We start from the raw sequence: 13,305 nt of genomic DNA, 5'->3' as shown, positions 1-13,305 counted from the left end.
ACGCCATAACGGACCAGGTTGATGCTTTACATTTCGCGCTGGAAGATGCTGGCGATCATCGTGATTACGCTGATCGTATGCAGCTTCGCGATTCCCAATTTCTTCCCGAAGGACGTCGTCGAGTCCTGGCCGAAATGGGCGCAGCGGCACATCGTGCTCGGGCTCGATCTGCAGGGCGGCTCGCACATCCTGCTCGAGGTCGATGCCGGCGCCGTGCGCAAGGAAAAGGTGGAAGCGCTGCGTGACGATGTCCGGCGCGTGGTGCGCGAGAACCGTCTGGGCAGCCCGGCGTCGGTGACGGTGCGCGGCAACACGGTTGAGTTCCGCGTGCGCGACGGCGCCGATCAGAAAGTTGCAGCGCAGAAGTTCCAGGAATTGTCGCAGCCGCTCGGCGGACTGCTTCAGGCGACCGGCCAGCGCAGCATCGACGTGGTCGATGCCGGCGGCGGTCTGTTCCGCCTGACCGTGACCGAGCCCGCCATGCTCGAGCGCATCCGCCAGTCGGTCGATCAGTCGATCCAGATCATCGAGCGGCGCGTCAATGAACTCGGAACGGTCGAGCCTTCGATCGCCCGCCAGGGCGTCGACCGGGTGCTGGTCCAGGTACCGGGCCTGCAGGATCCGCAGCGCCTGAAGGACCTGCTCGGCAAGACCGCCAAGCTCTCGTTCCGGATGGTCGACATGACCACCACGCCGGATCAGGCCGAGACCGGCAAGCTTCCGCCCGATTCCGAATTGTTGCGCGGCAGCCAGAGCGAGAACAGGCAGCCTTATGTCATTGAGAAGCGCGTCGTGGTCTCGGGCGAAGACCTGGTCGATGCGCAGCCCGGCTTCGATCAGCGCACCAGCGAGCCGGTCGTCAATTTCCGCTTCAACAACAACGGCGCCCGGCGCTTCGCGGAAGCGACGCAGGCCAATGTCGGGCGGCCGTTCGCGATCGTGCTCGACAACGAGGTGATCTCGGCGCCGGTGATCCGCGAGCCGATCATCGGTGGCTCGGGCCAGATCTCCGGCAGCTTCACGGTGCAGGCGGCGAACGATCTCGCGATCCTGCTGCGCGCCGGCGCGCTGCCGGCGCCACTCACCATCATCGAGGAACGCACCGTCGGTCCCGGCCTGGGTCAGGATTCGATTGAAAACGGGGTGCGCGCGGCCTGGATCGGCTCGCTCGCCGTCGTGGTCTTCATGTTCGCGACTTACGGGCTGTTCGGGCTGTTCGCCAATATCGCGGTGGCGATCAACGTCGCGATGATCTTCGGCATCCTGTCGCTGCTCAATGCCACCCTGACGCTGCCCGGCATCTGCGGCATCGTGCTGACCGTCGGCATCGCGGTAGATTCGAACGTGCTGATCTATGAACGCATCCGCGAGGAGGTGAGGGCGGGACGCTCCGCGCTGAACGCGCTCGATGCCGGCTTCACCCGCGCGCTCGCGACCATCCTCGATTCCAACATCACGACCTTCATTGCCGCCGCCGTGCTGTTCTATATCGGAACCGGACCGGTGCGCGGTTTCGCGGTGACGCTCGGCATCGGCATCATGACGACCGTTTTCACCGCCTTCACCCTGACCCGATTGATGGTGGCTCTGTGGGTGCGCTGGTTCCGCCCCCGCACCGTCCCGATCTGAGCTTTAGAGAAACCCCGTGCGCATTCCTCTTCTCCGTATCGTTCCCGACGATACCAAGTTCGACTTCATGCGCTTCCGGCGCATCAGCTTTCCGATTTCGGCCGTGCTGTCGATCGCGGCGATCCTGCTGTTCTTCTTGAACGGTCTCAATCTCGGCGTCGACTTCGTTGGCGGCACGCTGATCGAGGTGCAGTCGAAGTCCGGACCGGCCGATATTTCGAAGATGCGCGCGACGGTCGGGTCGCTCAATCTCGGTGAGGCGCAGCTTCAGCAATTCGGTGCTGCGACTGACGTCCTGATCCGCATTCCGCAACAGCCCGGCGGCGAACTTGCGCAGCAGGAAGCGGCGCAAAAGGTCCGTGCAGCGCTCGGCAACGAGGTCGAAGTCCGTCGTATCGAGGTGGTCGGACCGCGCGTGTCGACCGAACTTCTGGCCTACGGCATGCTGGGTCTGCTGCTCGCGATCTGCGGCATCTTCATTTACCTCTGGTTCCGGTTCGAATGGCAGTTCGCCCTCGGCGCCATGATCGCCAACGTCCACGACCTCGTGCTGACGATCGGCTTTCTGTCGCTGATGCAGATCGATTTCGATCTGAACGGCATTGCCGCGTTGATGACCATTTTGGGTTATTCGCTGAACGATACGGTCGTGATCTACGACCGTATCCGCGAAATGCTGCGGCGCTACAAGAAGATGCCGATGGACGACCTGCTGAACATTTCGGTCAATTCGACCTTGTCGCGCTCGGTCATCACCCACGTCACCGTGACCCTTGCGCTGCTCGCGCTGTTCTTCTTCGGCGGTCATGCGATCCACGCCTTCACCGCGACCATGCTGTTCGGCGTCGTGCTGGTCGGCACCTACACCTCGATTTTCATCGCGGCGCCGATCCTGATCTATCTGGGCGTCGGTCTCGGCCGGCAGGAGGCTGACGAGCCTACGCCGGCGAAATTCGAGCCGGAAGCTGCTGCCAAGGTTGCGACCGGCAAGTCCTCAGCAAAGATAGCTGCGGCGAAGCCCGCCGCCGCCAAGCGCTGAGCTTGGACCGGCCGGCCGGAACGCCTCATTACCCGCGGCCGGCGCCGATCGAAACCTATGGACGCGGCGGTTTCCGCTTTGCAGGGATGTCGCATCGCGGATCGCTGCTGCTGCTGCCGAGCGGGATCTGGGTCTGGCCAGTGACCGAACCCGCGGCAATTACGGCGGAAGCGCTCGCTCCGGTGATGGCGGAGTCCGACCGGATCGGTCTGCTTCTGATCGGAACCGGTTCGGCGCGCTGGCCGTTGCCGATTGAACTGATGCAGCTATGCGCCGCGCATGGGATTTCAGCGGAGACCAGCCGGACCGGTCAGGCTGCCAACACCTATAATCTGCTTCTGGATGAGGGACGCCGCGTCGCCGCGGCACTGATCGCGGTCGATTGAAGCGATCCTACGGTCCAACACGCATGACCGACGAGAGCGATTATTGCGAGAGCCTGGTGCGAGAGGCCGACAAGGATCGCTTCCTTGCGACCCTGTTCGCGCCGGCTTCCTGTCGGTCGGACCTGCTGACCCTCTATGCTTTCGATGTTGAAACGGCCGCGGTGGCGCATCGCGTGCGCGATCCGGTGGCGGGGGAAATCAGGTTGCAATGGTGGCACGACGCGCTGTCCCGGGACGGCGGCGCAGCGGGGCACCCGGTCGTCGATGCCCTGTCGGCGCTTTTGCATCGTCATGACATCGACCGCGGCATCGTTCTCGAACTGATCGATGCACGGCGACGCGCCCTGTATGCCGATGGGGAGATCACCGAGGCCGAGTTCGAACTTGCGGCCTCGGGAAGTGCCGGTGCGGTCGTCCAGCTCGCGGCACAGATACTAGATGGTCCGCCGGTCGACGCGACGCGACTTGCCGCGCATCATGCCGGGGTGGCTGCGACGGCAGCCCAGGTTGCGCCAGATGCGGTCGGGTTCGATGTGCAGGCAATGTCGGATCGGCATCGCGATGCAGTCAGGGCGCTGATCCCGAAATTGCCGGGCGCGGTGCTGCCAGCCTTGTTGCCGCTCACGCTCGTGGTGGATGGCCGCATGTCGCTGCCGCAATGGCGCAAGCAATGGATTTTGTGGCGGGCATCGAAACGTCTGGCGCGCTGGGTTTGAACCGAGCCGCTTGGGCAGGTGTTGTCAGAACGCGAAGCGGTCCCGCAGATTTTGCCGGCCGGCGACGATACGGGCGACCACTTCCTTCTCGGTTTCGCTCGCCAGCAGAGGGTCGATCAGATCGATCTGATTCATCGCCACCAGTTGCAGAATATCGAGTCGGACCGCGCCGGAGCTGTCGCGCGGCAGGCGCTCGACCACCTGCAGGCGTTCCGGCGCGGTGACACGCTGCGGGTTGTCGGTGACAAAGCGAACGAGATCGCTTTCGGCCACGCGCTCGCCTTCGACAAAGGCATAGAGACCGGTGCCGGTGCGCCGGTCCGGAAACGCCACGATCACGGCGTCGCGCACGCCGTCATATTGCTTGAGCCTCGCGGTGAGTCGGGGCGCATCGTTGACGAAACGCGGGCCGGAGCCTTCGCGATCGGTGAAATTGAGCAGGCCGCGCGTGATCCAGTAATAGACCTTCTTGCCGGTCGCCATCCAGATCCGCGTCGGCAGGGTTTTGCGTGCAAGGATCCGCTTTTCGGTGGCGGTCAGGGACGCGCCAGCATAGCGGCGCTTGTGCTTGAGCATGTGCCGCAGGTCTTCATAGGCGGCCATGCGATAGAGCCGTCCACGCCGGCTGAAATGGGTCGCAAGCTGAAAGTCGGTGAGCGAGGCATACCCGGTCGGCGTCCGCAGCCAGTTCTGTTCCTTGGCCAGGTCGTTATGGGTCAGGCCTTCGCGATGGATGGCGCGCAGCGCCCGGCGTGCCGAGCGGAAGAAATTGAGGTCGCCTTCCGGCTTGGCAAGTTGCAACGGCAAGCCGTCGATCCAGCTGCGGACCAGCACCTTGTTGCCGAGATAGAGCAGGGTCGGGGCGATCCCGATCGAGCCTGCGATCGCAAGCCCGCGCGCTTCTCGCTTCAGGAAGTGCCGCGCGATGCCGTAGCTCCACCAGGGAACGACATCGATCCGGCGCAGCACCGCCTCGACATCGCCGTTGGGCGTCACGAAGGTGCCGCGCTCGACGGTGGAGAACACGTCCTGCTTCAGAATGACCCGGCTGCGAAAGCGGCCGGTGAGTTCGGAGGGGGTGGAATCGTGATCGGTCATCGTTCGGGCTGCTGGTCGCGCGGCAGGACTTCTAGCACGGGATCGGGTTGCAGGGGCCGGTCATGCTGCGGCCGTCGCCGCGTTGCGCGCCCACCCGTCGAGGTCTGACAGCGCGCGGGCGGTGAGGGCGCGCTTTTTTGCCTGGGTCTTGGCGGGCCCGCGCAGCCGTTCCCCGGTTTCCGATCGCGTCGGCGCCTGCTGCAGCGGTGGAAACAGGCCGAAATTGATGTTCATTGGCTGGAAACTGCGCGGGCCGGCATCGATGGTTTCGATATGGCCGCCGGTGATGTGGCCCAGCAGCGCGCCGTGCGCCGTGGTGGGCGGCGGCGGCATCGCCTGAATTCCAATCCGCTCGGCGGCGGCAAAGCGGCCGGCAAGCAGGCCGATCGCTGCGGATTCGACATAGCCTTCGCAGCCGGTGATCTGTCCGGCGAAGCGCAGACGCGGCATCGCGCGCAGCCGCAATTGCGGGTCGAGAAGCACCGGTGAATTCAGATAAGTATTGCGGTGCAGCCCGCCCAGCCGGGCGAATTCGGCGCCCTCGAGCCCGGGGATGGTCCGGAACAGCCGCACCTGCTCGCCGTGTTTCAGTTTGGTCTGGAAACCGACCATATTGAAGAGGGTGCCGAGCTTATTGTCCTGCCGCAGCTGGACCACGGCATAGGCCTTGCGATCCGGGGCGTGCGGATTGGTCAGCCCGAATGGCTTCATCGGACCGTGCCGCAGCGTCTCCCGTCCGCGCTCCGCCATCACCTCGATCGGCAGGCAGCCGTCGAAATAAGGCGTCGAGGCCTCCCACTCGTGAAACGAGACCTTTTCGGCAGCCGCCAGCGCATCGACGAAGGCATCGTATTGCGCGCGGTCCAGCGGGCAATTGACGTAATCGGCGCCCGAGCCGCCGGGGCCCGGCTTGTCGTAGCGCGATTGTAGCCACGCAACCGACATGTCGATGCTCTCGCGATGCACGATCGGCGCAATCGCGTCGAAGAAGGCGAGCGATTTTTCGCCGGTGAGATTGCGGATCGACTCGGCCATCGCGGGAGATGTGAGGGGGCCGGTGGCGATGATGACGTTGTCCCAGTCCGCGGGCGGGATGCCGTCGATCTCCTGACGGTCCACCTCAATCAACGGATGGGCTTCGATCGCCCGCGTGACCGCCGCGGAAAAGCCGTTGCGGTCGACCGCGAGCGCACCGCCGGCCGGCACCTGGTTTTCGTCCGCTGCGCGCATGATCAGCGAACCGACGCGCCGCATCTCCTCATGCAACACACCGATCGCGCTGGTTTCGCGATCGTCGGAGCGGAAGGAATTGGAGCAGACCAGTTCGGCCAGGCCGTCGGTGTGATGCGCCGCGGTTTTTCGGACGGGCCGCATTTCGTGCAGCACCACGGGGACGCCCTGGGCTGCGATTTGCCAGGCGGCTTCGCACCCGGCGAGACCGCCGCCGACGACATGGACAGGGTTGGAACGCGACATGGCGCCTCCCTAGGGGAAGCGGAGCGCCTCGGCAATAAGAAGCCGGTCAGGCCGCACGGGCGACCGGGAGTCTTTGCTTGGCTGTGCCTCAAAAGGCGACGCCCAGCCTTGGCAGGCTGGGCGTTGGCTTCAGGTTGTCCTGACTAAGGTCTCAATCAGGCCGCGCGCTCGGCATTGTCCCAGGCGATGCGCGGGATGTCGGAACGGCTGATTCCGATGTCGGCGAGCTCGCGGTCGCCGAGGCGGGACAGCTCCTGGAGGCTGTTCCCATAAGCGCGCCACTGGCGCAGGAAACGGACGAAGTGAGAGAGGAACATGGCTGGCATCCCTTTGAAAGATCAGATGAACCGCAACTGATTCTGAAAACCAAAATAGTGATCTATGGTGCGGTGCAACAGGTTTTATGTTGCGATGCAGCTATGCGGTGTTTGCATAATGCGGGTCATATTTCGTTAAAGTCTGATGCAAATTGAGCGTGGCTTGGGCGAATTGCTCGGTAATGCAGCGTTTGAGTGTCTGGAATTTTGCATAGGTCCAATGGCTCGAAGGGCCTGAAGCGCCGCTGCGTCGCGGGCGACAGGGGCTTGGCTCGTGGAAGCGGCCGAGTCAGGCAGGGCGGACGCCTGGCCGGCCGCTGGGTGGGAACAGGAACTCGACCCCACCCGCTTCGAGGGCCGCCTGAAGCGGTTTGAGCGAGTCCTCCCGTCCCGGCGGAGGCCCATTCATTTCCTCGAGCCGCCGGATGGTCGAGCTCGACACGCTTGCCGCTTGTGAGAGTTCGCGAACCGACCAGTTGAGGATCCCGCGCGCGGCGCGCAATTGTGCGCCGGTCAGCACGGAATTCGCCGTGTCCAGCGATGCCGGCCAGACCTTGCGGTCATGGATGTCCGACGACAGTCCGACCCATTCGCGCACGGCGCCGGTTTCGAGCACGATCGGCGCGGCGCGCGACAGCATCCACCGGTATTCGCCATCCGGCTGCTGGACGCGATGCTCGACCGCGTAGTCCCGTTTTGTTGCCAGTGCCTCGGACCACGCCTGAAGTGTTTGTTCGCGATCGTCCGGATGCACGAGGTCGATCCAGCGCAGGCCCAGCAAGCCGGCCGGATTTTCACCGCGAAGCTCTCGCCAGTTGCGGATGTCGAGAATCTTGCCGTCGGAATCCGCCGTCCAGACGAAGGCGTTGGTGGCCGACACCAGCGCCCGGAAGCGCGAATCCACGGCCTCCTTGGCGAGAGCCAATTCACGCTGCGAGGTGACGTCGAGCATGACGCCGAACGCCCGCGTCGGTTTGCCTGACTTGTTGAGATGCACTTCGGTGCGGCTGGACAGCCATCGCAGCTTCCCGTTCGGCTGGATGATCCGCAATTCGCGATCGAGGGGCAGGCCTTCGTTGACGATCCGGTCGAACTCGCCGGACGGGCGGCGATCGTCCGGATGCATCAATTCGACGATCGCCTCGTACGATGGCTCGATGGAACCGGGCTGCAGTCCGAGCAGCTCATAAAATCCGTCGGACCAGGACATTTTGCCTGTGGCGAAGTCGACGCTCCAGACTCCAGCGTGACTTTTCTTTTCGAGGAAACTCAGGGTTTCCTGTGCGCCGAAGTCATCAAACCTCGGGACCATTACACCCTCCATCAAACGGGAAATGGGCAGGCACTGGCAGGACGAAAATTTCAGGCTCCGGCAGCGTATCACTGAAAAATTTGTGTGGGCAACTGCTATTAACGATAAATTGTGCGGTGGGCTGACCGCTTCGGAGTAGCCACTTGTGGTCTCCGCCTGATTACGCTCAGAGGTAGGTATGGGCGAAGTGAAAGCGCTGTTTTTCGATATCTTCGGTACGGTCGTGGACTGGCGCAGTGGGGTCGCCCGCGAAGCCGAGACCATCCTCCGGCCGGCCGGCTACGAACGCGACTGGATCGCCTTCGCCGATGCGTGGCGGGCGGAGTATCAGCCCGCAATGGAAGAGGTGCGGACCGGCCGCGTCGCGTTCAGCAAGCTCGACAGTCTGCACCGGCGCAATCTCGACCGGATCCGGCCGCGCTTCGGTCTCTCGGACCTGAGCGAGGACCTTTGCGGCACGCTCAACACCGCCTGGCATCGTCTTCCGGCCTGGCCCGATGTGGGGCAGGGCCTCAAACTGCTGAGCGAGCGGTTTCTGCTGGCGCCAGTCTCGAACGGCAATATCGGCATGATGGTTCGTCTCGCGCGCCATAACGGGTTTCCGTGGGACGCGATTCTCGGCGCCGAAATCGCCGGCGACTACAAGCCGAAGCCGCGTGTCTACGAATCCGCCTGCGCCGCCCTCGATCTGTCGCCCGGCGAATGCATGATGGTGGCTGCGCACAGTTCCGATCTCGCCGCCGCTGCGGCTTGCGGGTTGCGGACCGCCCATGTCGCGCGTCCCGACGAATATGGACCGTCCACCGGCGAGCCCGGCCCAACTGTTCCAGTCAATGTGGCCGCGCGCGACTTCATCGAACTCGCGCGCCTGCTCAAGTGAACCCGCACCCGGCGCAACGGCTCCGCCCACGCGGCCCGCTTCCGTTGCTTGCGCAAAGCGGCCTCTGCTATAGCTCGGTTCCAGACAGCCGCATGGAGTGAATGCATGTCGGTCGACGCTTCGACCGTTCGCCGGATTGCCCATCTGTCCCGGATCGCCGTGGCGGACGGGGAGGTCGAGCATTTGCGCGGTGAACTGAACGCGATCCTGGCTTTCGTCGAGCAACTCGGCGAGGTCAATGTGGAGGGCGTGGAGCCGATGACCTCGGTGACGCCGATGGTGATGAAGAAGCGCGAGGACAAGGTGACCGATGGCGGGATCGTGGACGACATTCTCCGCAACGCGCCGCTGACCGAAGGTCACTATTTCGCCGTGCCCAAGGTGGTCGAGTGAAGGTTATCGCCTGATGTGCCTCGCCTGCGAAGAAGCCGACATGTATTACCGCTGGCAGCTCATCCAGCAGATCGCCAAGGGCGAGATGCCGGAGGGGCACAGCGAAGACGAATTGTGCGCGATGGGGCTTCCGCTTCCCGGCGAAATCGAAGTGGTCGAGGAGCCGGACGGTACCAAGGTTGTTCGCCAGAAGGCGCCGGACAACAAATCGCCTGACAACAAGGCGCAGGCCTTTGCCTGCGACAGTCCCGACGCATGAGCGACCTTACGGCCCTGACGATTGCTGCGGCGCGCGACGGACTTAAATCGAAGAGCTTCAGCGCAGCGGAACTGACCGAAGCGCATGTCGCCGCGCTCGAGAAGGCGCGCGCGCTGAATGCTTATGTGCTGGAAACGCCGGATCACGCCCGCCAGCGGGCCAAAGAGGCCGACGCCCGTATCGCGTCCGGCGATGCCGGCCCGCTCGAAGGCATCCCGATTGGCGTCAAGGACCTGTTCTGCACGCGTGATGTGCGAACGACCGCATGCTCGAACATCCTCGGCAACTTCAACCCGCCCTATGAGTCGACGGTGACCGCGCAGCTCTGGCGCGACGGCGCCGTCATGCTGGGCAAAACCAATAACGACGAATTCGCCATGGGCTCGTCCAACGAGACCTCGGCCTTCGGTCCGGTGACGTCGCCATGGCGGCGCAAGGGCTCGAATACGCCATTGGTGCCTGGCGGGTCGTCCGGCGGTTCGGCGGCTGCTGTCGCCGCGCGGCTTTGTCTCGGCGCAACCGGCACCGATACCGGCGGCTCGATCCGCCAGCCCGCCGCTTTCACCGGCATCGTCGGCATCAAGCCGACCTATGGCCGCTGTTCGCGCTGGGGGATCGTCGCCTTCGCTTCATCGCTCGATCAGGCCGGCCCATTCACGCGCACCGTTCGCGATAACGCCATCCTGCTCCGCTCGATGGCGGGGCACGATCCCAAGGACACCACCAGCGCCGATATCGCCGTGCCGGATTACGAGGCGGCGGTCGGCCAGTCGGTGAAAGGCATGCGTATCGGCATTCCAAAGGAATACCGGATCGACGGCATGCCGCCGGAAATCGAGACGCTGTGGGAGCAGGGCGCGGCCTGGCTGAAGAATGCCGGCGCCGAGATGGTCGACATCTCCCTGCCGCACACCAAATACGCGCTGCCGGCCTATTACATCGTGGCGCCGGCGGAAGCCTCTTCCAATCTCGCGCGCTATGACGGCGTGCGCTACGGCTTGCGGGAACAAGGCCGCGACGTCACCGGAATGTACGAGGCGACGCGTGCGGCGGGCTTCGGCGCCGAAGTGCGACGCCGCGTGATGATCGGCACTTATGTTCTGTCAGCCGGTTACTACGACGCTTATTATTTGCGGGCGCAGAAGGTGCGAACGCTGATCAAGCGGGACTTTGAGAATGTCTTCGCGGCGGGCGTGGATGCGATCCTGACCCCGGCGACTCCGTCAGCCGCCTTCGGCATCGGCGAGAAGAGCGGCGCCGACCCGATCGAGATGTACCTCAACGACGTCTTCACGGTCACGGTGAACATGGCCGGGCTGCCGGGCATCGCCGTTCCGGCCGGGCTGTCGACGGAAGGGCTGCCGCTTGGCCTGCAACTCATCGGCCGCCCGTTCGACGAGGCGACGCTGTTTTCGCTGGGCGAGGTGATCGAAAAGGCGGCCGGGCATTATCCGGTCGAGGCGTGGTGGTGATGGCGACACCAGCGAAAAGCCCGAACCTGATCCGTGGTGCCACCGGCGATTGGGAAGTCGTCATCGGCATGGAGGTGCATGCGCAGGTTACCTCGGAGTCCAAACTGTTCTCCGGCGCTGCGACCGCGTTCGGCGGCGAACCCAATTCGCACGTCTCGCTGGTCGACGCGGCGATGCCCGGCATGCTTCCGGTCATCAACGAGGAATGCGTGCGGCAGGCGATCCGTACCGGTCTCGGACTGAAGGCACAGATCAACAAGCGATCGGTGTTCGACCGCAAGAACTATTTTTATCCCGATTTGCCGCAGGGCTACCAGATCAGCCAGTACAAGTCGCCGATCGTGGGCGAGGGCGTGGTGAGCGTCGATTTGCCGGACGGCAGCGGCATCGATGTCAGGATCGAACGCGTCCATCTCGAACAGGATGCTGGCAAGAGCATCCACGATCAGCATCCCACCTTGTCGCTGGTGGACCTGAACCGTTCCGGTGTCGCCCTGATGGAGATCGTGTCGAAGCCGGACATCCGCTCGTCCGAGCAGGCCAAGGCCTTTGTGACCAAGCTGCGGTCCATCCTTCGTTACCTCGGCACCTGCGATGGCGACATGGAGAAGGGCAACCTTCGCGCCGACGTTAACGTGTCCGTACGCCGGCCGGGCGACGAACTCGGCACGCGCTGCGAGATCAAGAACGTCAATTCGATCCGCTTCATCGGCCAGGCGATCGAATACGAGGCGCGCCGCCAGATCGAGATCGTCGAGGACGGCGGCGCGATCGTGCAGGAAACGCGGCTGTTCGATCCCGGAAAGGGCGAGACCCGGTCGATGCGCTCCAAGGAAGAGGCGCATGACTACCGCTATTTCCCCGATCCCGACCTGTTGCCGCTGGAATTCGACGACGCCTATGTCGATGCGCTCAAGGCGAGCCTTCCGGAACTGCCGGACGAAAAGAAGAAGAGGTTCGTGTCGGCCTACGGGCTGCAGGCCTATGACGCCGAGGTTCTGATCGCGGAAAAGGAGAGCGCCGACTATTTCGAGGCGGTTGCGAAGGGGCGTGACGCCAAGTCCGCCGCCAATTGGGTGATCAATGAACTCGCCGGCCGTCTCAACAAGGAAGGCAAGGGCATCGCGGCATCACCGGTATCGGCTGGACAACTCGCTGCGATCCTCGACCTGATCGGCGAAAAGACAATTTCCGGCAAGATCGCCAAGGATCTGTTCGAGATCGTCTGGAACGAAGGCGGCGATCCGCGCGCCATCGTCGAGCAGCGCGGCATGAAGCAGGTCACCGACACCGGTGCGATCGAAAAAGTGGTCGACGAGATCGTTGCCGCGAACCCGGACAAGGTTGCGGATGCGAAGACAAATCCGAAAGCGATCGGCTGGTTTGTCGGCCAGGTGATGAAATCGTCCGGCGGCAAGGCCAATCCGCAGACCGTGAACGAGATCCTGAAGGCAAAGCTCGGCCTTTGACCGACCAGGCGACCGCGATCGAAGCCGTCTTCTACTCCGTTTGAAGTCTACCGGCGCCCGCGCGGCGCGTTTGCGGCAAATGTCGTCCCGTTTTGGGGCAGAGCAACATCGCATTGCGAGCGCGACGCGTTCTTGCGAGCGGTGCATCCCGGATCATGCGCAACGGGTTCCGCACCGCGGTCAAAATGCTCCGTCGCGGCTATGCATGGCGGCTTCGGACGATCATTCGAGGCGTGAGATGCCTTCACCGAAGTCGGCGCGTCGCGAATCGCCGACGCCGATTCGTGCGGTTTGCGATCCAATCCGGCGTCGACCAACCCGTTTTTGCATCATCCCCAAAAAAAATATTTGACCGCCGGCGCGGCAACAAGCTTGACAGCGCAAGCGTTGGAATTGCGCGACTGATGATCGCGAGCGCGATGCGATACGGTTTGAATCGCATGCGCGCGACCAACGAATCGTCCTTATTTTATCGATACAAGTTGAATGGCACCGATGTGTGCACGTTGCGATGAATTGCATCGTTCGCTCGACGATGCATTCGGCGATCGCATGTTGCGTTCGGCATCGCTCGATGCAGCCGATGACGTGTGCGAGTACACGTTTCGTTAAGTGGAGTCGCTGTTTCTTGCATTCTGGTGTAATCGGAATGCCGTGCATGTCGATTCGCGACGGCACATTTTCGATAGCGCCATCTCTAACTTGGAGGGCACAATGGCGAAACGTAAGAAGGCAGCGCCGAAGAAGGCAAAGGCTGCGAAGAAGACGAAGCGCGCTAAGAAGCGGAAGTAGGCGCGAGACGTTTTCGATCCACGTTACAAAGCCGGCGACGTCGATACGCGCGATCACAATCGTGCAT

13 protein-coding genes are annotated in these 13,305 nt (G+C 63.4%); 9 read left to right on the top strand and 4 right to left on the bottom strand.

Annotated features, from left to right (window positions below):
* Window positions 1–21 precede the first annotated feature (21 nt).
* The 4 genes from secD (at window position 22) to AC5I5I_RS16795 (ending at window position 3,770) form a co-directional block, all read left to right on the top strand.
* Window positions 22–1,629 (top strand): protein translocase subunit SecD, encoded by a 1,608-nt coding sequence (gene secD / locus AC5I5I_RS16810; protein ID WP_495975064.1) that lies wholly within the window; start codon window positions 22–24, stop codon window positions 1,627–1,629.
* Between the two features lie 67 nt (window positions 1,630–1,696).
* Window positions 1,697–2,668: a protein translocase subunit SecF gene (gene secF / locus AC5I5I_RS16805; protein ID WP_495975328.1), complete on the top strand. Its 972-nt coding sequence runs from the start codon at window positions 1,697–1,699 to the stop codon at window positions 2,666–2,668.
* Between the two features lie 2 nt (window positions 2,669–2,670).
* Entirely contained in the window at window positions 2,671–3,054 is a 384-nt protein-coding gene (locus tag AC5I5I_RS16800) for an Mth938-like domain-containing protein (RefSeq protein ID WP_495975063.1), read from the top strand.
* 23 nt (window positions 3,055–3,077) lie between these two features.
* The gene (locus AC5I5I_RS16795; RefSeq protein ID WP_495975062.1) at window positions 3,078–3,770 is read left to right on the top strand and encodes a phytoene/squalene synthase family protein; all 693 of its coding nucleotides are present in this window, start codon (window positions 3,078–3,080) and stop codon (window positions 3,768–3,770) included.
* Between the two features lie 24 nt (window positions 3,771–3,794).
* Here the strand turns inward: AC5I5I_RS16795 and AC5I5I_RS16790 are convergent, their stop codons facing one another.
* From AC5I5I_RS16790 to AC5I5I_RS16775, 4 genes are all read right to left on the bottom strand, one after another.
* Window positions 3,795–4,868, bottom strand: a complete 1,074-nt coding sequence (locus AC5I5I_RS16790) for an AMP-binding enzyme (protein ID WP_495975061.1) — start codon at window positions 4,866–4,868, stop codon at window positions 3,795–3,797.
* 60 nt (window positions 4,869–4,928) lie between these two features.
* Window positions 4,929–6,344 (bottom strand): methylenetetrahydrofolate--tRNA-(uracil(54)-C(5))-methyltransferase (FADH(2)-oxidizing) TrmFO, encoded by a 1,416-nt coding sequence (gene trmFO, locus AC5I5I_RS16785; protein ID WP_495975060.1) that lies wholly within the window; start codon window positions 6,342–6,344, stop codon window positions 4,929–4,931.
* Window positions 6,345–6,499: 155 nt separating this feature from the next.
* Window positions 6,500–6,661 carry a DUF1127 domain-containing protein gene (locus AC5I5I_RS16780; RefSeq protein ID WP_495975059.1) on the bottom strand — a complete coding sequence of 54 codons (162 nt, stop codon included), beginning with the start codon at window positions 6,659–6,661 and terminating at the stop codon, window positions 6,500–6,502.
* Between the two features lie 289 nt (window positions 6,662–6,950).
* Window positions 6,951–7,973 carry a PAS domain-containing protein gene (locus AC5I5I_RS16775; protein WP_495975058.1) on the bottom strand — a complete coding sequence of 341 codons (1,023 nt, stop codon included), beginning with the start codon at window positions 7,971–7,973 and terminating at the stop codon, window positions 6,951–6,953.
* A gap of 178 nt (window positions 7,974–8,151) precedes the next feature.
* Between AC5I5I_RS16775 and AC5I5I_RS16770 the strand changes: the two genes are divergently transcribed.
* The 5 genes from AC5I5I_RS16770 to gatB all read left to right on the top strand — a co-directional run bounded on the left by AC5I5I_RS16770 (window position 8,152) and on the right by gatB (window position 12,446).
* A complete protein-coding gene (locus AC5I5I_RS16770; protein ID WP_495975057.1) occupies window positions 8,152–8,853 on the top strand; it encodes a haloacid dehalogenase type II in 702 nt (233 codons plus the stop codon).
* A gap of 105 nt (window positions 8,854–8,958) precedes the next feature.
* Window positions 8,959–9,246 carry an Asp-tRNA(Asn)/Glu-tRNA(Gln) amidotransferase subunit GatC gene (gene gatC, locus AC5I5I_RS16765; protein WP_495975056.1) on the top strand — a complete coding sequence of 96 codons (288 nt, stop codon included), beginning with the start codon at window positions 8,959–8,961 and terminating at the stop codon, window positions 9,244–9,246.
* A 13-nt stretch (window positions 9,247–9,259) separates the two neighbouring features.
* Entirely contained in the window at window positions 9,260–9,505 is a 246-nt protein-coding gene (locus tag AC5I5I_RS16760) for a hypothetical protein (protein ID WP_495975055.1), read from the top strand.
* Window positions 9,502–10,977, top strand: a complete 1,476-nt coding sequence (gene gatA, locus AC5I5I_RS16755) for an Asp-tRNA(Asn)/Glu-tRNA(Gln) amidotransferase subunit GatA (protein WP_495975054.1) — start codon at window positions 9,502–9,504, stop codon at window positions 10,975–10,977. Before AC5I5I_RS16760 ends, gatA begins: the two co-directional genes overlap by 4 nt.
* Window positions 10,977–12,446, top strand: coding sequence for an Asp-tRNA(Asn)/Glu-tRNA(Gln) amidotransferase subunit GatB (gatB, locus tag AC5I5I_RS16750; RefSeq protein WP_495975053.1), 1,470 nt, complete (start codon window positions 10,977–10,979; stop codon window positions 12,444–12,446). Before gatA ends, gatB begins: the two co-directional genes overlap by 1 nt.
* Window positions 12,447–13,305: the final 859 nt, after the last annotated feature.

The organism is Pseudorhodoplanes sp. (assembly GCF_059499825.1).
Note: the sequence above shows the minus strand (reverse complement) of the source record. Positions and strands in the feature narration are given on the sequence as shown.

Bases quoted from the DNA above. Each gene is read 5' to 3' on its own strand.
- secD (WP_495975064.1), top strand. From the start codon at position 22: ATGCTTTACATTTCGCGCTGGAAGATGCTGGCGATCATCGTGATTACG.
- AC5I5I_RS16795 (WP_495975062.1), top strand. From the start codon at position 3,078: ATGACCGACGAGAGCGATTATTGCGAGAGCCTGGTGCGAGAGGCCGAC.
- trmFO (WP_495975060.1), bottom strand. From the start codon at position 6,344: ATGTCGCGTTCCAACCCTGTCCATGTCGTCGGCGGCGGTCTCGCCGGG.
- gatC (WP_495975056.1), top strand. From the start codon at position 8,959: ATGTCGGTCGACGCTTCGACCGTTCGCCGGATTGCCCATCTGTCCCGG.
- AC5I5I_RS16780 (WP_495975059.1), bottom strand. From the start codon at position 6,661: ATGTTCCTCTCTCACTTCGTCCGTTTCCTGCGCCAGTGGCGCGCTTAT.
- AC5I5I_RS16775 (WP_495975058.1), bottom strand. From the start codon at position 7,973: ATGGTCCCGAGGTTTGATGACTTCGGCGCACAGGAAACCCTGAGTTTC.
- AC5I5I_RS16770 (WP_495975057.1), top strand. From the start codon at position 8,152: ATGGGCGAAGTGAAAGCGCTGTTTTTCGATATCTTCGGTACGGTCGTG.
- AC5I5I_RS16790 (WP_495975061.1), bottom strand. From the start codon at position 4,868: ATGACCGATCACGATTCCACCCCCTCCGAACTCACCGGCCGCTTTCGC.
- gatA (WP_495975054.1), top strand. From the start codon at position 9,502: ATGAGCGACCTTACGGCCCTGACGATTGCTGCGGCGCGCGACGGACTT.
- AC5I5I_RS16760 (WP_495975055.1), top strand. From the start codon at position 9,260: ATGTGCCTCGCCTGCGAAGAAGCCGACATGTATTACCGCTGGCAGCTC.
- gatB (WP_495975053.1), top strand. From the start codon at position 10,977: ATGGCGACACCAGCGAAAAGCCCGAACCTGATCCGTGGTGCCACCGGC.
- secF (WP_495975328.1), top strand. From the start codon at position 1,697: ATGCGCTTCCGGCGCATCAGCTTTCCGATTTCGGCCGTGCTGTCGATC.